The sequence below is a fragment of the Salipiger sp. IMCC34102 genome, assembly GCF_004145405.1.
In the GTDB taxonomy this organism is placed as follows: Bacteria; Pseudomonadota; Alphaproteobacteria; order Rhodobacterales; family Rhodobacteraceae; genus Loktanella.
This window is the reverse complement of sequence record NZ_SELQ01000004.1, coordinates 118660-137174: the sequence shown is the minus strand read 5'-3', so window position 1 is coordinate 137174 and position 18515 is coordinate 118660. Positions and strand designations below refer to the sequence as shown.

Sequence of the window (18515 nt, the reverse complement as noted above, 5' to 3'; positions counted from 1 at the left end):
CGTCAGGGCTTTAGCCCGCAGAACGCGCGCAGACGTAGCGCCGCCCGGCTCACCAAGGCTGCCACCAATACGGATCCGCTTCGCGATTACCTTGCGCGCGCCTTCTGCCATCACCCACCTTCTTCTGGCCAGAAATATCCCGGGGGAGCCGACGCGCAGCGTCGGTGGGGGCAGAGCCCCCGCAGAGACGGCGCTTGCGCCGTCTCTTGCCACCTCTCCCCCATCGGTCCAGTCTGGCGCAAACATAAGGCCAGGGCATGGCGATACCGATAGAGCACTTTCACCTCGACACGGCGACCGAAGGGACGCTGCAGCAGCGCATCCGCCAGATGGTCGCGCGCGGCATCCTGTCGGGGCGGTTCGCCAAGGGCGCGCGCCTTCCGTCTTCGCGCAAACTGGCCGCACACCTCGGCGTTAGCCGGATCACCGTGACGCTGGCCTACACGGACCTCGTGGCGGATGACTACCTGACCTCCGCGGGGCGGTCGGGCTATTTCGTCTCGCAGACCGCGCCGGAGCCGCGCGACACCACCCCCGCGCCGACGACTCCCAGCACCGTCGATTGGGGGGCGGTGCTGCAGGTCCGGCCAGCGGGGTTCGGTGTCTCCAAACCCACCGACTGGGCGCGCTACCGCTATCCTTTCGTCTACGGACAGCCCGACCCGGACCTCTTCGACACCGCCGGTTGGCGGTTGTGCGCGTTGCAGGCGCTCGGCCGGCGCGATTTCACGGCCCTCGCCGCCGACCAGTACGACGGCGACGATCCGCTTCTGGTCGACGCGCTGGTGAACCAGATCCTGCCGCGGCGCGGCATCTCGGCCCGGCCGGAGCAGGTGCTGGTCACCCTGGGCGCTCAGAACGCCCTGTGGCTGTCGGCGCAACTGCTGCTGGCGGAGGGGACGGCTTGCGTGACCGAGGATCCCTGCTACCCGGCCCTGCGCCGCATCGTGCAGGCGACCGGCGCTGCCCTGACCCCGGTCCCGGTGGATGCCGATGGGCTGCCACCGGACCTGATCCCGCAGGGCACGCGCGTCGTATTCACCACCCCCAGCCACCAGTGCCCGACCACCGCCACCATGCCCGCCGCGCGCCGCGCCGCGCTGCTGGCCCGGGCGCGGCGCGACGACATGATCGTGGTCGAGGACGACTACGAGTTCGAGATGTCCTTCCTCGGCGCGCCGCAGCCTGCGCTGAAGTCGCGCGACCTCGATGGCCGCGTGATCTACGTCGGCAGCTTCTCCAAGTCGCTCTTCCCGGGGTTGCGCCTGGGCTACCTCGTCGGACCCGCACCCTTCATCGCGGCGGCCCGGGCCTTGCGCGCGCAGGTGGTGCGGCACCCGCCGGGTCAGATCCAGCGCACGACGGCCTATTACCTCACGCTCGGGCACTATGACGCGCGGGTCACGCGGATGCGCACCGCCCTTCACGCGCGCCGCCGAATCCTGGACGAGGCGCTGGCCCGTCACAGCCTGACCATCGAAGGGGTGGGCGTCTACGGCGGCTCCTCGGTCTGGGTCCGCGCGGGCGAGACGGTCGATACCGAACGGCTCGCGCAGGACCTGCTGACCCGTGATGTGTTGATCGAGCCCGGCGCGCCGTTCTTCGCGGCGGAGGGGCCGTCGAACGCGATCCGGCTGGCCTATTCCTCGATCCCGCAGGGCCGCATCCCGGAAGGGATCGCCCGGATCGCCGCGGCGATCTGGTCTTAGCCCATCGTCCGGACTGGCCCTATGCAGGGGGCGCGCACCGCCTAAACCTGTCCCCGAACCCCTTCAGCGCAGGATTTCCGCAGATGAAAATGACCACCGAGGAAGCCTTCGTCAAAACGCTTCAGATGCACGGGATCGACCAGGCCTTCGGGATCATCGGCTCCGCCATGATGCCGATCTCGGACATCTTTCCCGACGCAGGGATAACCTTCTGGGACTGCGCGCATGAAGGCTCGGCGGGCATGATGGCCGATGGCTACACCCGGGCCACGGGGCGCATGTCGATGATGATCGCCCAGAACGGGCCGGGCATCACCAACTTCGTCACCGCGGTGAAGACCGCCTACTGGAACCACACGCCGCTGCTGCTGGTCACCCCGCAGGCCGCCAACAAGACCATCGGTCAGGGCGGTTTTCAGGAAGTCGAGCAGATGAAGCTCTTCGAGGACATGGTCGCCTACCAGGAAGAGGTCCGCGACCCCACCCGTATCGCCGAGACGCTGAACCGCGTCATCATGGCCGCCAAGCGCGCCTCGGCGCCCGCGCAGATCAACGTGCCGCGCGATTTCTGGACGCAGGTCATAGACGTGGAATTGCCGCAGATCGTCGCCTTCGAACGGCCCGAGGGGGGCTCCGACGCCATCGCCCGCGCCGCCGAGTTGCTGTCCGATGCGAAATTCCCCGTGATCCTCAACGGCGCGGGCGTCGTGCTGGCGGAGGGCGGCATCGCCGCCTCGATGCAACTGGCCGAGCGCCTCGATGCGCCGGTCTGCGTGGGCTACCAGCACAACGACGCCTTCCCCGGCTCGCATCCGCTCTTCGCCGGGCCGCTGGGCTACAACGGATCGAAGGCCGGGATGGAGCTGATCGCCAAGGCCGACGTGGTGCTCGCGCTGGGCACGCGTTTGAACCCCTTCAGCACCTTGCCCGGCTACGGCATCGACTACTGGCCCAAGGACGCCAGGATCATCCAGGTCGACCTGAACCCCGACCGCATTGGCCTGACCAAGAAGGTCACCGTCGGCATCGTCGGAGACGCGGCCAAGGTCGCGACGGCGATCCACGCGGGCCTGTCGGACACCGCCGGGGACGAGGGCCGCGACGCCCGCAAGGGCCTCATCTCCGACACCAAGTCGAAATGGGCGCAGCAGCTCTCCTCGATGGACCACGAGGACGACGACGAGGGCACCACCTGGAACGCGCGGGCCCGCGCCGACAAGCCCGACTGGATGTCCCCCCGCATGGCCTGGCGCGCGATCCAGGCCGCCCTGCCGCGAGAAGCGATCATCAGTTCAGACATCGGCAACAACTGCGCCATCGGCAACGCCTACCCGTCCTTCGAGGCGGGCCGCAAATACCTGGCCCCCGGCCTCTTCGGCCCCTGCGGCTACGGACTGCCCGCCATCGTCGGCGCCAAGATCGGCCAGCCCGACACGCCCGTCGTGGGCTTCGCGGGCGACGGCGCCTTCGGTATCGCCTGCAACGAACTCACGGCCATCGGGCGCAGTGAATGGCCCGCGATCACCATGGTCGTCTTCCGCAATTACCAGTGGGGGGCGGAGAAGCGGAACTCGACCCTGTGGTTCGACGACAATTTCGTGGGCACAGAGCTGGACGAGGGCGTCTCCTACGCCGGGATCGCGCAGTCCTGCGGGCTGAAGGGCGTGCAGGTCCGCACGATGGACGAGGTGACGGAGGCGTTGAACACCGCACTCAAGGATCAGGCCGCGGGCAAGACCACGCTGATCGAGGTCCTTCTGAACCAGGAACTGGGCGAGCCCTTCCGCCGAGACGCGATGAAGAAGCCTGTGAAGGTCGCGGGGATCGACCGGGCCGACATGGCCGCAGCGCAGGTGTGATCGCGCTCGACGGTCTCGCCGCCTGGCCGGTTGCGCTGACGCTGGCGGCGGCCTTCTTCGGCGCCGCCGTCGTGCGCGGCTACTCTGGCTTCGGTTTCGCGGCCATCGTGCTCGGGATAGCCGCGCTGGTGACCGACCCGGTGCCGCTGATCCCGGTGATCTTCATCCTGGAAATCGTCATGAGCGCGGCGCAGGCCCGCAGCCTGCGCGGCCATGTCGACTGGTCCCGGCTCCTGTGGCTCTGGGCGGGCGCCGTGATCGCGATGCCGGTCGCGATTTTGGTACTTCTGGCGCTGCCGGAAACGATCGTGCGGCTCGGTCTCTCGGCGCTGATCGGCGCGATGGCCCTGGTGTTGCTCACCGGCTGGACCCTGCGCCGGCCCCTGCCGCCACCGGCGCATGCGGCGGTGGGGATCGTGGCCGGGATCGCCAACGCGGTTGCGGTCGGCGGCTTGCCGGTCGCCGCAAGCCTCGCGGCCCAGCCGCTGCCGCCCGCGGTCTTTCGCGCCACGATGATCGTCTTTCTCGCGGGCATCGACATCGTCGGACTGCCGATCATGGCTTGGGGCGGCAACGTCGGCCTCGGCACGTTCCAGTTGACCGCGCTTGCAGCGCCCATCGTCGGGCTCGGCCTCTGGCTCGGCAACCGCCGCTTCCTGCTCGCCCCGCCCGCCGCCTTCCGGCGCTTCGCCATGTGGCTCCTGCTGGCGCTGTCGGTCCTCGGCCTCGTCAAGGGCCTCGCATGAGCGCCCCCCTCTCCCGATCTCTGTTCCGGAAATATCCCGGGGGGAGGCCCGCAGGGCCGGGGGGCAGAGCCCCCTGCCCCGCCAGACGCGGGCGCCGCCCGTGATCCTCGTGCTCAACACCGGATCATCCTCCGTCAAATCGGCACTCTTCGACGCCGACCTGCAACCGGTGGCGCGGGCGACGATCTCCGAAGTGACCGATCCTGCCGCCGCCATCGCCGCACTGCTGGAGCGCTACCGCGACCGTGGCCACAGACTCACCGCCGCCGCCCACCGCGTCGTGCATGGTGGCGAGGCGCTGACGTCCCCGCAGCGGATCACCCCCGCCGTCCGGGCCGAGATCGAGCGCCTGGTCCCCCTGGCCCCCTTGCACAACCCGGCGCATCTGGCCGGAATCGATGCGGTGACGGCGCATGCCCCGGACCTTCCCCAGGTCGCCGTCTTCGACACCGCCTTCCATGCGACCAACCCGCGGGTCGCCACCGCCTATGCCCTTCCCGACACCGGTCACGGCCTGCGGCGCTACGGCTTTCACGGGATCAGCTACGAAGGCCTGGTGCAGGCGCTCGATCCGCTGCCCCGCCGCCTGCTGGCCTTGCACCTGGGGAACGGTGCCTCGCTTTGCGCGATCCGCGACGGGCATTCCGTCGCCACCACCATGGGCTATTCGCCGCTGGAGGGGCTGACCATGGGCACCCGGTCGGGCAGTCTCGATCCCAACGCGGTGCTGCGGCTGGCACGCGAGATCGGGATAGACGAGACCTCAGATCTGCTGAACCGGCGGTCCGGCCTGCTGGGCCTCGGCGGTGCCTCGGACATGCGGACGCTGGCCGAACGGGACGACCGCGCGGCCCGCTTCGCGCGGGGGCACTTCACCTACTGGGCCGTGCGGCACGCGGGCGCGATGGTGGCCGCGATGGGCGGTCTCGACGGCGTGGCCTTCACGGGCGGAATCGGCGAAAATGACGCCGCCGTGAGGGCTGCGATCATGGACGGGCTGGCCTTCCTCGGGGTAGAGTACGACGCGGGTGCCAACGCCGCGGGGGAGGCCATCCTGCATCGCAGGTCCTCCGCCGTGACCGCCGAAATCGTTCCGGCGCAGGAAGAACGAACCATCGCCCGCGCCGCCCGAAAGGTGTTGTCATGAACCAGCCGAAACTCGACCTGTCGCCTCGCGTCTCGGACGAGGTCCGCAAGACCACCTGCTATATGTGCGCCTGCCGCTGCGGGATCGACGTGCACATGAAAACCGGCCCCGACGGCAAGAAGAAGGTCGCCTACATCGAAGGCAACCGCGATCACCCCGTGAACCAGGGCGTGCTTTGCGCCAAGGGCAGCGCGGGGATCATGCAGCAGAACTCCCCCGCCCGCCTGCGCGCGCCGATGCGGCGCACGGGCCCCCGCGGATCCGGCCAGTACGAAGAGATCTCCTGGGACGAGGCACTCGACCTCGCCGTCTCCTGGCTGAAGCCGATCCGCGACGAGGCGCCCGAGAAGCTTGCCTTCTTCACCGGGCGCGACCAGTCGCAGTCCTTCACCGGGCTCTGGGCGCAGGCCTACGGCACGCCGAACTACGCGGCCCACGGCGGGTTCTGTTCGGTCAACATGGCGGCGGCGGGCATCTACACCATGGGCGGCGCCTTCTGGGAGTTCGGCCAGCCCGACTGGGACCGCACCAAGCTGTTCCTGCTGTTCGGCGTGGCAGAGGATCACGACAGCAACCCGATCAAGCTGGGCCTTGCCAAGCTGAAGGAACGCGGCGCGCGCACCGTGGGGATCAATCCCGTGCGCACCGGCTACAACGCCATCGCCGACGACTGGTTCGGCGTGACCCCCGGCAACGACGGGTTGCTGATCCTGGCCCTGATCCACTGCCTGATGACGGCCGGCAAGATCGACGCCGAGTATCTCGCCCGGTTCACCAACGCGAGCGTGCTGGTCGATCAGGACCCCAAGTCGCCGGACTTTGGCCTCTTCCTGCGCGACGACGATCTGCAGCCGCTGGTCATTGACAGCCGCACCGGCAAGCCCGCGCCCTGGAACGGCCAGGGGGTCGAACCCGTGCTGACCGGCAAGCTGCGCCGCGGCGGCGTCACGCATCTGAGCGTGTTCCACCTGATGGCCGAACGCTACGCCGACCCCGTGCACGCGCCAGAGACCGTGGCCGACCGCGTGGGCATTCCCGCCGCACGCATTCGCAGGCTGGCCGCAGACATCGCCGATGTCGCCTTCAACCAGGAAATCGTGCTGGACCGCGAATGGACCGATTTCCGCGGCAAGGTGCACAAGACCATGGTGGGCCGCCCCGTCAGCGTCCACGCCATGCGCGGGATCTCGGCCCATTCCAACGGGTTCCAGACCTGCCGCGCGCTGCATCTTCTGCAGATCCTGATCGGCGCGGTCGAGACGCCGGGCGGCATGCGCTTCAAGCCGCCTTACCCCAAGCCCGCCACGGCCCACCCCCGTCCGCACAGCCGCGTGACACCGGGCCAGCCGCTCGACGGGCCGCACCTGGGCTATCCGCAAGGCCCCGAGGATCTGTGCCTGACGCCCCAAGGCGCGCCTGCGCGCATCGACAAGGCCTTCAGCTGGGACGCGCCCCTCTCGGCGCACGGACTGATGCACATGGTGATCTCGAACGCGCATGCGCGCGATCCCTACAGGATCGACACGCTCTTTTTGTTCATGGCGAACATGGCGTGGAACTCCTCGATGAACGTGGGCGGTGTCACCAAGATGCTCACCGACACAGACGAGAACGGCGACTACGTCATTCCGCGGATCATCTACGCCGATGCCTACCAGTCCGAGATGGTGGGCTACGCCGACCTGATCCTGCCCGACACCACCTACCTCGAGCGGCACGATTGCATCAGCCTGCTCGACCGCCCGATCTGCGAGGCCGATGCCGCCGCCGACGCGATCCGCTGGCCGGTGGTGGAGCCCGATCGCGACGTGCGCGGCTTCCAGTCGGTGCTCTGCGATCTGGCCGCGCGGCTGGCGCTGCCGGGATTCGTGAACGCCGACGGCACGGCGAAATACGCCGATTACGCAGATTACATTCAAAGCCACCTGCGCCGGCCCGGCGTGGGCCCCCTCGCGGGATGGCGGGTCGGCCCGACCGGCCTGCAGCACGGGCGCGGCGATCCCAACGACAGCCAGATCGCCACCTATATCGCCAACGGCGGCTTCTGGATAAAGCACATCCCGGACGAGGCCGCCTATTACAAACCCTTCAACCGCGCCTACCAGGACTGGGCGGTGGAGACGGGCCTCTTCGATGCGCCGGCGCCCTACATCTTCCAGCTTTACGCCGAACCCCTCCGCCGGTTCCAGCGCGCCGCCGAAGGCCAGGGCGACCGCCAGCCGCCTGACCATCTGCGCGGCCAGATGCAGGTCACGATGGACCCGCTGCCGATCTGGTATCCGCCGTTCGAGGACGCCCATGTCGACCCCGAGGAATACGATCTGCACGCGCTGACCCAGCGCCCGGCGGCGATGTATCACAGCTGGGGCGGGGCCAACGCCTGGCTGCGGCAGATCCACGGGCACAACCCGCTCTATCTGCCGACGAAGGTGTGGGAAAAGCATGGCTTCAAGGAGGGCGACTGGGCCCGCGTCACCAGCGCCCACGGCGGGATCACCGTGCCCGTCGCCCACCAGGCCAGCCTGAACGCGCATACCGTCTGGACCTGGAACGCTATCGCCAAGCGCAAGGGCGCCTGGGCGCTCGATCGCGATGCACCGGAGGCGACCAAGGGTTTCTTGATGAACCACCTCATCCACGAGCTTCTGCCCCCCAAGGGCGACGGGTTGCGGTGGGCGAATTCGGATCCGATCACCGGACAGGCCGCCTGGTTCGACCTGCGCGTGAAGATAGAGAAATCCGCCGCCCCGAGCGAGGTCCAGCCGGTGATGCCGCCGCTCGACCTGCCTGACCGGGACACGCCGGATCGGCTGACGTGGAAGGTCGGCCCATCATGAAATGGACGCTGCTTGCGATCGCGGCTTTCCTGGTGTTCACGCTGGGCAGTTTCATCTGGTTCGTCGCCAGCTGGTCCGACCCCGACGCCACGGGCGGACGGCTCGATCCCCCCACGGAGACTTCTGCCGCATGACCCAACTTCCGCCCCCGTCTTCGGTGAAGCTCGGCCTGGTGATCGACCTCGACACCTGTGTCGGCTGTCACGCCTGCGTCGTGGCCTGCAAGGGCTGGAACACCGAGAACTACGGCGCGCCCCTGTCGGACACCAATCCTTACGGCGCCGATCCGTCGGGGACCTTCCTCAACCGCGTGCATTCCTACGAGGTCATACCCGACGAGGGCCCCGCCCAGCAGGTCCATTTCCCCAAGTCCTGCCTGCATTGCGAGGATGCGCCCTGCGTCACCGTCTGCCCCACGGGGGCCAGCTACAAGCGCGCCGAGGACGGGATCGTGCTGGTCAACGAAAGCGCCTGCATCGGCTGCCAGCTTTGCGCCTGGGCCTGCCCTTACGGCGCGCGCGAGGCGGATCCGGCGGAGGGGGTCATGAAGAAATGCACGCTCTGCGTCGACCGGATCTACAACGAGAACCTGCCGGAGATCGACCGCACCCCCGCCTGCGTGCGCACCTGCCCGTCAAAGGCGCGGCACTTCGGCGACCTGGGCGACCCGGACAGCGCCGTCAGCCAGCTGGTGGCCGAGCGTGGCGGGTTCGACCTGATGCCGGAACAGGGCTGCAAGCCGGTGAACAAGTATCTGCCGCCCCGCGCGCGCGATACCGACGAAGTCGACGTCCTGGCCCCGTTGCTGGAGCCTGTCGCACAGGACGGCAAGGGGCTGGTGGCCTGGCTCGACAAGGCGCTCTCGGCCCTGCCGAAAGGAGGGCGCGCGTGAACCCGGCGCCCTCCGTCATCATCTTCACCACGCTTTCGGGAATGGGGTTCGGCCTGCTGTTCTGGCTGGGGCTGGGCCTGCCGGCCCCGACCGGCTGGGTGGCCTTCGGGTTCTTCTTCGTGGCCTACGCGCTGGCGGTGGGCGGGCTGATGGCCTCCGCCCTGCACCTGGGCCGGCCGGAACGCGCGCTCAAGGCCTTCACCCAGTGGCGCAGCTCCTGGCTGTCGCGCGAAGCGATCGCCGCGGTCGTCACGCTGACCCTTGGCGGGATCTTTGCCCTGACCGCGATCTTCGGCACGCCCCTCGCGCCCCTGGGCTGGCTGGTGAGCCTGGGCTGCGCGGGCACGATCTGGACCACCTCGATGATCTACACCCAGTTGCGGTCCGTGCCGCGCTGGCATCACTGGACCACTCCGGCCGTGTTCCTGACCCTCGCGGGCGGCGGCGGGGCGCTTCTGGCCAACCAGGGGCTGGCGGCGCTTGTCCTGCTGGCCGCCGCCGCCGTGTTGCAGGGGATCGCCTGGTTCACGGGCGACCGGCGCTTCGCACGCTCCGGCACGACCCTCGGCACGGCCACCGGGCTTGGCGAGCGCGGAGAGGTGCGCGCCTTTCTGCCGCCGCACAGCGGATCGAACTACCTGTTGAAGGAGTTCGTCTACGTCGTCGGACGCCGCCACGTGATGTATCTGCGGATCATCGGGATGAGCCTCGCCTTCGTCCTGCCGCTGGCGATCCTGGCGTTCGGCTTGACCCATGTGACCGCCGTCGTGGCGATCCTGGCGCATCTGCTGGGCGTGCTTTGCCTGCGCTGGCTGTTCTTCGCCCAGGCCGAGCACGTGGTGGGCCTCTACTACGGCGCACGACGCACCGCCTGAGGCGGACCCCGGGACAGAGGGGGCTCTGCCCCCGGCGCGCGAGCGCGCCTCCCCCGGAGTTTTTCCGGCCAGATGAACGAGGGGCGGCGACAGCGGCTAGCGGTGGACATCGGCCCGTGTCGCGGTAGTGTCGGTGCGTGATTTCACGTCTGGGGGGCGCATCCAAATGACCGCACGATTCGACGAACTCGACGGCAAGGGCGTCCTGGTGACGGGCGGGGCGTCCGGCATCGGTGCAGCCTATGTCGCGGCTTTCGCGGCGCAGGGCGCGCGGGTCATCTCGCTCGACATCCAAAAGCCGGATGCGCCTGTCGACGGCGTCGACTACCGGCATTGCGACCTGACCGACACCGCCGCGCTGCAACGGGAGGTCGAGGGCGCGGGCCCCTTGCGCTGCCTGCTCAACAACGCCGCCAACGACCTGCGCATGGCGCTCGACGAGGTGACCGAGCCGATGTGGGAGGACATGATCGCCGTGAACCTGCGCCCCTACTTCTTCGCAGCACAGGCCGCGGCGCGGGTGATGGAAGACGGCGGGTCGATCATCAACATGTCCTCTGGGTCGATCCAGCTGGGCAGTGCCGGTATGACGCCATACGTGACCGCGAATGGCGGCATCCTCGCCATGACCCGGGCGCTGGCGCGGGAGCTGGGACCGCGCGGGATCCGGGTCAACACGATCCTCCCGGGCTGGGTGCTGACCGACAAGCAACTGGAGAAATGGGTCACGCCGGAGCGTTTGTCCGCCTTCATGGACCGCCAGTGCCTGAAGGAACACCTCGAGCCCCAGGACATGACCGGCACGGCGCTGTTCCTCGCCTCCGATCTGAGCCGCATGATGACCGGCCAGGCGCTATGCGTCGACGCAGGCGCCTGCTTTACCGGATGACGCGCTTTCGCAGACCAGACATGACCGAGGTGACCCCCATGATCCACGACGATACGCCTTGCGAGCTGGGCGAGGGCCCGCTCTGGCACCCCGAGCGACAGCAGCTCTTCTGGTTCGATATCCTGTCCAAGCGGCTGCACACGAAAGGGCAAAGCTGGACCTTTCCCGATTACGTCAGCGCCGCCGGCTGGATCGACCGCGACACGCTTTTCGTGGCCTCCGCCCGTGCGCTTCACCGGTTCGAGATCGACACCGGCGCGGATCACATCATCACCGACCTGGAACCCGGCAGCGCGCATACCCGGTCCAACGACGGCCGCGCGGATCCCGCGGGAGGCTTCTGGATCGGCACGATGGGGATCGCGGGCGAACCCGGGGCCGGCAAGATCTGGCGCTACTACAAGGGCGAGCTGCGCTGTCTCTACGACGAGATCACCATCAGCAACGCGATCTGCTTCGCCCCCGACGGGCGCACGGCGTTCTTTTGCGACACGCCGAAGCAGCAGATCATGAAGGTGGCGCTGGACGCCGAAGGCTGGCCCGCGGGCGCGCCATCGGTTCACATCGACCTCACCGGCACCGACCTGCACCCCGACGGTGCCATCGTGGACGCGGACGGCAACCTCTTCTCGGCCCAGTGGGGCGCGGGCCGGGTCGCGGTCTACGATCCCGAGGGCACCTTCGTCGAAGCCTTCGAGGTACCGGGCCGGCACGCCTCCTGCCCCGCACTGGGCGGTCCGGGGCGGCATACGCTCTTCGTGACCACCGCCCGGCAGGACATCGAGGATCCCGACGACGCGCAAGGCGTCACCTACGCCATCGAAACCGAATACACCGGCCAGCCCGAACACCGGGTGATCCTCTGATCCCGCCTTCCTTCGCCACGCGACCAGCATCGGACATCCCCATGAGCACATTCGGCCAGACCAGCGACGGCACCCCCGTCGAGGCGCTTTCCCTCACCGACGGCACCCTCACCGTCACGCTCGTGACCTATGGCGCGCGGGTGCAGGACGTGCGGCTCGCCGGGGTGGACCGGTCGCTGACGCTCGGGTCCGACCGCATGGCCGACTACGAGGGCGTCATGCAGTATCACGGCGCGCTGGTCGGCCCCGTGGCCAACCGGATCGGCGAAGGCCGCGTCACCATCGACGGCATGACCCATGAGATGGAGCGCAACCAGGACGGCAAGATGACGCTTCATTCGGGCTCCGGTGGGATCCACGCCCGCGTCTGGGAGGTGTCGGAGGCAAGCACCGACAGCGCGGTGTTGACCCTCACGCTGGGCGACGGGGCCTGCGGCCTGCCCGGCACCCGGGTCATCACCGCGCGCTTCACCGTCGCGGACTCCGCCTTGCATCTGGACCTGCGGGGCACCACCGACGAACCCACGGTCCTGAACCTTGCCAACCACAGCTTCTGGAACCTCGACGGCACGCCGACCTGGGACGGGCACAGCCTGTGGATCGCCGCCGACCACGTCCTGCCCACGGACGACGACGACCTCGTTACCGGTGAAATCGCCCCGGTGGAGGCGCTCGACATGGACTTCCGCGAGGCCCGCGAACCGATCGCGGGCCAGCCCCCCATCGATCACAACTTCTGCCTGTCCTCCGGCCCCGCGCCCCTGCGCGACGTGGCCCGTCTGCGCGGCGCATCCGGCGTGACCATGACCATCGCCACCGACCGCCCCGGACTGCAGGTCTTCGACGGCCAGCGCGGCCCCCGCCCGGGTGCCGCGCTTTACGAAGGCTTCGCGATGGAGCCGCAGGACTGGCCCGACGCCCCCTCTCACCCCGACTTTCCCGACATCGGCATCGCCCCCGAACACCCCTATTGCCAGACCAGCCGCTGGACGTTCCGGAAGAGCGAGGAATAGCGCGCGAGAGGGCGAAAATCGGTTTGACAGGCCCGCTGACACGGCCTATTCGAGCCTCCGTGGAATGGCGCGGTAGCTCAGCTGGTTAGAGCGATCGACTCATAATCGATAGGTCGGGAGTTCAAGTCTCCCCCACGCCACCACCCTCCTCTCTCCGTCGAAACCCTGATGCGCCTGACTTGACCGATGGGCCGACCGTGGGCGTTTGCTGCGCAAGCCACCCTTAGTCGGGAGTTCAAGTCTCCCCCACGCCACCACCCTCCTCTCTCCGTCGAAACCCTGATGCGCCTGACTTGACCGATGGGCCGACCGTGGGCGTTTGCTGCGCAAGCCACCCTTGGTCGGGAGTTCAAGTCTCCCCCACGCCACCACCCTTCCCTCTCCGTCGAAACCCTGATGCGCCTGACTTGACCGACAGGCCTAGCGGTTCTTGGCTGCACTGCCGATGGGGCCGAGGTGGGTGTGCTCGAAGCCCTCGGGCAATTTCAGGCCGTAGCCCATCATCCGGTCGAAGCCGGAGTGGCCGAGCCAGAGGGCTCCGACGGCGATCAGTGCGGGCTGGGCGAAGACGATGCCGGCCGCGAAAATCACGGCACCGAAGGCGTAGATATGCACGAGGTTGTAGACGAAAGCGCCGATTCTGGGACCAGCGGCGTAGGCCCCGAAGCTGAGATCGGGTGCGAAGAAGATCAGGACCGCGGCCCACCAGACGAACCCACCGTCGAGAAAGAGAGCAAGGGTGAGTGCCGCGGCGAAGACGAGGCCCCCTTCCAGCTGCTGCCAAAGTCGCGTCGTCATATGCGGGTCCTGCCTGTTCGAAACGTCAGTCGAAAAACCCTTCTCCCGCCTTGTCCAGCAGGCGCTCGGCCATCGCGCGCCCAAGCTCGGGGCCGGTGGAGATCGGGCCGCTGGCGGTATCGGTCAAAACGCGGCTGCCGTCGTGGCGCAGGATCTCTCCGCGCAGGGATAGCGTGTCGCCGTGGAGTTCGGCGAGGCCCGCGATGGGCGTCTCGCAGGATCCGTCGAGGCCCGCCAGGAGAGCGCGTTCGGCCGCCAGCCGGTGGCCGGTCGGCGTATCGTGGATCGCGGCCAGCATCCGGGCCGCGCGGTCGTCGTCGGCGCGGCGCTCGATCCCGATGGCGCCTTGGGCGATGGCCGGCAGCATCTCGTCGGGGGAGATCGGCTGATAGGGCACGCCTTCGAGCGACAGCCGGTTCAGCCCGGCGGTGGCCAGGAAGGTCGCGTCGGCCACCCCTTTCTCCAGCTTCATCAAGCGGGTCTGCACGTTGCCGCGGAATTCGACCACGTTCAGATGCGGGAAACGGGCGGCCAGTTGCGCGCGACGGCGGGTCGAGGAAGTGCCGACAACGGCCCCCTCGGGCATCTGCGACAGCGCCTGGTACTTCAGGGACACGAAGGCATCGCGCACGTCCTCGCGCGGCAGGTAGCAGTCCATCACCAGCCCGTCTGGCTGCGCCGTGGGCATGTCCTTGGTGGAATGGACCGCGATGTCGATCTCACCCGCCAGCAGCGCCTCCTCGATCTCGCGGGTGAACAGGCCCTTACCGTCGATCTCGCGCAGGGGCTTGTCGAGGATCTGGTCGCCGGTCACCTTGATGACCACGATCGTGAAGGCCTCGAACGGCAGATCGAGGGCCTGCGCCAGCCTTTCGCGCGCCTCGTGCGCCTGCGCCAGCGCAAGCGGCGATCCTCTGGTTCCGATCCGGAAGGCGTGGGCGGGGCTTGGCATCTGGTCCATCATGGCAGCGTGTTAGACCCGCCACCCTCGCTTGACAACGCCCCCCTGGCCAAGGATCACGGGGCGACGAAAGAGAGGCCCCCATGACCAAGACGATCCTGCGCGCGCTGGCGGGCGAGACCTTGCCCACGCCCCCCATCTGGATGATGCGGCAGGCCGGGCGCTACCTGCCTGAGTACAAGGCGACGCGGGCGCAGGCCGGGGACTTCCTGTCGCTGTGCTACACCCCCGAACTCGCCGCCGAGGTCACCTTGCAGCCGATCCGGCGCTACGGTTTCGACGCGGCGATTTTGTTCGCCGACATCCTGCTTCTGCCGCAGGCGCTGGGGGCGGACCTGTGGTTCGTGACCGGCGAAGGGCCGCGCCTGTCGACCATCACGGGCGCGGACGATCTGGCGAAACTGGGCCCGGTGGACGACATCGACGAAACGTTGTCACCGATCTACGAGACGGTGAAGATCCTGTCGCGCGATTTGCCCGCGGACACGACGCTGATCGGTTTCGCGGGCGCGCCCTGGACGGTCGCCACATACATGATCGCAGGCCGGGGCACGCCGGACCAGGGACCCGCGCATGCCTTGAAGGACGGCGACCGCGCCACCTTCGAGGCGCTGCTCGACCGGATCACCGAAGGCACGATCCACTACCTCTCCCGCCAGATCGAGGCGGGCGCGGAGGTGGTGAAGATCTTCGACAGCTGGGCCGGATCGCTCACGGGGGCGGATTTCGAACGCTACGCCGTGCAGCCCGCCGCCCGGATCACCGCGGCGCTGAAGGCCCGGCACCCCGGCGTGCCGGTCATCGCCTTCCCGCGCGGGGCGGGGGCGCGCTACGAAGGGCTGCACGCGGCGATCGGCGCCGATTGCATCGCCATCGACGACGGGGTCGAGGCGGGCTGGGCCGCGCAATCGGTGCAGACGGGCGGCTGCGTGCAAGGCAACCTCGCCTCGCGTCACATGGTCACGGGCGGAGACGACCTGGTCCGCGAGACCCGCGCGATCTGCGAGGCCTTCTCGGACGGGCCGCATATCTTCAACCTCGGCCACGGGATCACGCCGGATGCGGACCCCGACAACGTGCAGCTGATGATCGACACGGTCCGGGGCGGCTGAGCATTGCCCCCGGGCGTCAGGCCGGCGTGATGCCTTCCGTCCCGCGCGGCGGGACGGGTTGGGTCACCAGGTGCGACTTGCGTTTCTCGTAGAAGGAATTGCCGCCGGTCGTGACGGTGTAATGCATGTTGTCGTAGGGAAACCGGTGGCCCGCGGTATGGAAGAACCGCGCGTTCTGAACCATCGGGTGCCGCTCCCCCGACAGGACGGCGCGCGCGGCTTCCTGCACGCGGGGCATCGCGTCGGAATTCATCGGCCGCGACATGATGCCGGGCGCGAACTGATTGCGCTGGCCGACCACGTCGCAGACCGTATCGGGGAACTCGTCCGAGGCGACACGGTTCATCACCACCGTCCCCACCGCGACGAGCCCGTCCCGGCTGGAGCGCAGGGATTCGAAGAACATCGCCCGCTCCATGCATTCGACGGAATTGGTGCTGAAGCGCATCCTCGATGCGGATGCCTCCCTGTCCTTGCCGCCGAAAAAGCCGCATCCGCTCAAGGAAAGCGCCAGTGCGGCCAGTCCCGCAAGCCGCATGCCCGTTGTCAGGTTCATCCCCGGTCCCCGTCTTGTTTTGCGAAACAATAGTCCGGATCGGGGTGCCTGCTCAACGGGTGACGTCCGCTTGCGCGACTTGCCGCCTCAGATCCACTTGGCCAGCGGCGGCAGGCTCATCAGCACGGCGTTGGCGTCGTGACCGGTGGACAGGCCGAACTTCGTGCCCCGGTCGTAGACGAGGTTGTATTCGGCATAGACCCCGCGATGCACCAGCTGCGCCTCGCGATCCGCCTCGGTCCAGGGCAACGCGCGGCGCTTCTCGACCAGCGGCAGATACGCGGGCAAAAAGGCGCGGCCGATGTCCTGCGTGAGGGCGAAATCCGCGTCCCAGTCGCCGGTGTTGTGGTCGTCCAAGAAGATGCCCCCGACCCCGCGCGGCCGATTGCGATGGGGGATGAAGAAATACTCGTCCGCCCAGGCCTTCAGCTTGGGGTAGAGCTGCGCGCCATGCGGATCGAGATGCGCCCGTTGGGTGTCGTGGAAATGCGTCGTGTCCTCGTCGTATTCCAGCGCGGGGTTCAGGTCCGACCCGCCGCCGAACCACCAGGCATGCGGCGTCCAGAACATCCGCGTGTTCATGTGCACCGCGGGGACGTGCGGGTTGCGCATATGCGCCACGAGGCTGATGCCCGAGGCCCAGAAGCGCGGATCCTCCTCCATTCCCGGAATACCCCGGGCGGCCATCGCGGCCTGCGCGGGCTTGCCCAACTGGCCGTAGACGGTCGAGGTGTTCACGCCCACCTTCTCGAACACGCGCCCGCCGCGCATCACCGACATCAGGCCCCCGCCCGCGTCCGATCCGTCGTCGGAGGTGCGCGACGTTTCGGTCCGTTCGAACCGGCCCGCGGGTTCGTCGGCCAGGGGTCCGGAGGTCAGACCGTCCTCCAGCCTCTCGAACGCGGCGACGATCTCGTCGCGCAAGTCCTCGAACCAGGCGCTGGCGCGCGCTTTTTCGTGATGCATCTCTTCGGTCATGGTCTTGCCTTCGTGTTATTGCATAGCAGTTTATTATTCACCTCAGTGGGTGCAACCGCGACCGAACCTCAGGACCTTGCCATGCGATCGATTCTTGCCCTTCTTCCGCTGGCCGTCATGGCCGCCTGCGTGTCCCCGCAGCAGCAATGCCTGTCGGATGCCGCCCGCGAGTTGCGCATCAACGAAGCGCTGATCGCCAAGACGCAGGCCAACCTCGACCGTGGCTTCGCCGTGGACGTCAGGCAGCGGGTCTCGACCCGGCCCGGGATCTGCCGCGACGACCGGGTCGGCGGCGTACGGCCCATCGGCGTATGCAACCAGGTACGGGTGCGCGACGTGGCCGTGCCGGAACCGATCAACACCCGGATCGAGCGCGAGACGCTGGACCAGCTTGTTGCCCGCCGGGCGGAGTTGCAGCGCGCCACGCGTGCGCGCATCGACCAGTGCCGGGTGCTTTACCCCGAATGATCTAGTGGACGGAGACCGCGGCCGGATCCAGCAGGGTCCGACCGCCGTCGACGGTGACCACCTGCCCGGTCACGAAGCTCGCCGCGTCGGAGGCCAGGTACTGCACCGTGTCCGAAACCTCGCCCGCGTGGGCGATGCGGTGCATGGGCGTGCTGTCGACGATGGCCGAACGCGTATCGCCATGGGTCTTGATCCAGTCCTTGAGCGAGGCCGACAGGATCGACCCAACCGAGACGGCGTTCACCCGGATCCGCTCCGGCGCGAGCGCCACGGCCAAGCTGCGGGTCATCTGTTCGAGTGCTGCGCTGGCGATGGAAAAGCCCAAGAGCTCGGGATGCGCGCGCCGCCCGGAAATCGCGGAGAGATTCACGATCGAACCCACGCTGTGATCGTCGGGATTGCTGTCCTTGGCCTGCTTGATGAACCGCCGCGCGACCGCCTGGCTGAGCTTCAGCGGCAGGATCAGGTTCTGCTCCAGCATATGCTCCACCGAGGTGTCCTCGGCATCCAGCGGATCGGTGGAGATGAGCTCCCGCGCGCCGTTCACCAGGATATCGACCCGGTCAAAGGCGTCGACCGTGGCCGACAGCAGGTTGGCGACGGCAAGCTTCTCGCGCAGATCGCCGGTGAACAGCAGCACGTTGGGCTCGTCGGCCAGATCGCCCACCTGGTCCTTCATGCCCGTCTCGTCGAAGTCGGCGAAGACCACGTTGGCACCGGCGCGCACGAAACTGCGGGCCACGGCAAGGCCGACCCCGTTGGCGGCCCCGGTGACGATGGCCGTGCGGCCCTTGATCGAAAATGACATG

At 68.2% G+C, this 18515-nt stretch carries 18 protein-coding genes and 1 tRNA gene; 14 read left to right on the top strand and 5 right to left on the bottom strand.

Annotated elements, in window-relative coordinates; genetic code table 11:
* The first annotated feature begins 257 nt into the window (after nucleotides 1-257).
* From EU805_RS10190 to EU805_RS10140, 12 genes are all read left to right on the top strand, one after another.
* Complete coding sequence (locus EU805_RS10190) at nucleotides 258-1709, top strand: PLP-dependent aminotransferase family protein (protein WP_129763872.1); 1452 nt, start codon at nucleotides 258-260, stop codon at nucleotides 1707-1709.
* A gap of 83 nt (nucleotides 1710-1792) precedes the next feature.
* On the top strand, nucleotides 1793-3568 hold the full coding sequence (gene xsc, locus EU805_RS10185) for a sulfoacetaldehyde acetyltransferase (RefSeq protein ID WP_129763871.1): 1776 nt from the start codon (nucleotides 1793-1795) through the stop codon (nucleotides 3566-3568).
* Complete coding sequence (locus EU805_RS10180; RefSeq protein ID WP_370318195.1) at nucleotides 3565-4314, top strand: sulfite exporter TauE/SafE family protein; 750 nt, start codon at nucleotides 3565-3567, stop codon at nucleotides 4312-4314. The genes xsc and EU805_RS10180 overlap by 4 nt, the downstream gene beginning before the upstream one ends.
* 100 nt (nucleotides 4315-4414) lie before the next feature.
* A complete protein-coding gene (locus EU805_RS10175) occupies nucleotides 4415-5461 on the top strand; it encodes an acetate/propionate family kinase (protein WP_129763870.1) in 1047 nt (348 codons plus the stop codon).
* Nucleotides 5458-8298, top strand: coding sequence for a molybdopterin-dependent oxidoreductase (locus EU805_RS10170; RefSeq protein WP_129763869.1), 2841 nt, complete (start codon nucleotides 5458-5460; stop codon nucleotides 8296-8298). The genes EU805_RS10175 and EU805_RS10170 overlap by 4 nt, the downstream gene beginning before the upstream one ends.
* Complete coding sequence (locus EU805_RS17440) at nucleotides 8295-8432, top strand: hypothetical protein (RefSeq protein ID WP_165351926.1); 138 nt, start codon at nucleotides 8295-8297, stop codon at nucleotides 8430-8432. The genes EU805_RS10170 and EU805_RS17440 overlap by 4 nt, the downstream gene beginning before the upstream one ends.
* Nucleotides 8429-9190, top strand: a complete 762-nt coding sequence (locus EU805_RS10165) for a 4Fe-4S dicluster domain-containing protein (RefSeq protein WP_129763868.1) — start codon at nucleotides 8429-8431, stop codon at nucleotides 9188-9190. Before EU805_RS17440 ends, EU805_RS10165 begins: the two co-directional genes overlap by 4 nt.
* Nucleotides 9187-10065 (top strand): DmsC/YnfH family molybdoenzyme membrane anchor subunit, encoded by an 879-nt coding sequence (locus tag EU805_RS10160; RefSeq protein ID WP_129763867.1) that lies wholly within the window; start codon nucleotides 9187-9189, stop codon nucleotides 10063-10065. Before EU805_RS10165 ends, EU805_RS10160 begins: the two co-directional genes overlap by 4 nt.
* A 166-nt stretch (nucleotides 10066-10231) precedes the next feature.
* Nucleotides 10232-10954, top strand: coding sequence for an SDR family NAD(P)-dependent oxidoreductase (locus EU805_RS10155; protein ID WP_129763866.1), 723 nt, complete (start codon nucleotides 10232-10234; stop codon nucleotides 10952-10954).
* A gap of 20 nt (nucleotides 10955-10974) precedes the next feature.
* Entirely contained in the window at nucleotides 10975-11820 is an 846-nt protein-coding gene (locus tag EU805_RS10150) for an SMP-30/gluconolactonase/LRE family protein (RefSeq protein ID WP_242494118.1), read from the top strand.
* 41 nt (nucleotides 11821-11861) lie between these two features.
* Complete coding sequence (locus tag EU805_RS10145; protein WP_129763865.1) at nucleotides 11862-12833, top strand: aldose epimerase family protein; 972 nt, start codon at nucleotides 11862-11864, stop codon at nucleotides 12831-12833.
* A gap of 66 nt (nucleotides 12834-12899) precedes the next feature.
* Nucleotides 12900-12976 (top strand) — tRNA-Met (locus tag EU805_RS10140).
* A 277-nt stretch (nucleotides 12977-13253) separates the two neighbouring features.
* Here EU805_RS10140 and EU805_RS10135 read toward each other — a convergent pair.
* Complete coding sequence (locus EU805_RS10135) at nucleotides 13254-13631, bottom strand: DUF4260 domain-containing protein (protein WP_129763864.1); 378 nt, start codon at nucleotides 13629-13631, stop codon at nucleotides 13254-13256.
* A gap of 25 nt (nucleotides 13632-13656) precedes the next feature.
* Entirely contained in the window at nucleotides 13657-14592 is a 936-nt protein-coding gene (hemC, locus tag EU805_RS10130) for a hydroxymethylbilane synthase (RefSeq protein WP_370318194.1), read from the bottom strand.
* 83 nt (nucleotides 14593-14675) lie between these two features.
* Between hemC and hemE the strand changes: the two genes are divergently transcribed.
* Nucleotides 14676-15704, top strand: coding sequence for a uroporphyrinogen decarboxylase (gene hemE, locus EU805_RS10125; protein ID WP_129763862.1), 1029 nt, complete (start codon nucleotides 14676-14678; stop codon nucleotides 15702-15704).
* Nucleotides 15705-15720: 16 nt separating this feature from the next.
* Here the strand turns inward: hemE and EU805_RS10120 are convergent, their stop codons facing one another.
* The gene (locus EU805_RS10120) at nucleotides 15721-16260 is read right to left on the bottom strand and encodes a cell wall hydrolase (RefSeq protein ID WP_370318193.1); all 540 of its coding nucleotides are present in this window, start codon (nucleotides 16258-16260) and stop codon (nucleotides 15721-15723) included.
* Nucleotides 16261-16347: 87 nt separating this feature from the next.
* Entirely contained in the window at nucleotides 16348-17238 is an 891-nt protein-coding gene (gene hemF, locus EU805_RS10115; protein WP_129763861.1) for an oxygen-dependent coproporphyrinogen oxidase, read from the bottom strand.
* A gap of 81 nt (nucleotides 17239-17319) precedes the next feature.
* Between hemF and EU805_RS10110 the strand changes: the two genes are divergently transcribed.
* Nucleotides 17320-17706 (top strand): hypothetical protein, encoded by a 387-nt coding sequence (locus tag EU805_RS10110; RefSeq protein WP_129763860.1) that lies wholly within the window; start codon nucleotides 17320-17322, stop codon nucleotides 17704-17706.
* A gap of 1 nt (nucleotide 17707) precedes the next feature.
* Here the strand turns inward: EU805_RS10110 and EU805_RS10105 are convergent, their stop codons facing one another.
* On the bottom strand, nucleotides 17708-18514 hold the full coding sequence (locus EU805_RS10105) for an SDR family NAD(P)-dependent oxidoreductase (protein ID WP_129763859.1): 807 nt from the start codon (nucleotides 18512-18514) through the stop codon (nucleotides 17708-17710).
* Nucleotide 18515: the final 1 nt, after the last annotated feature.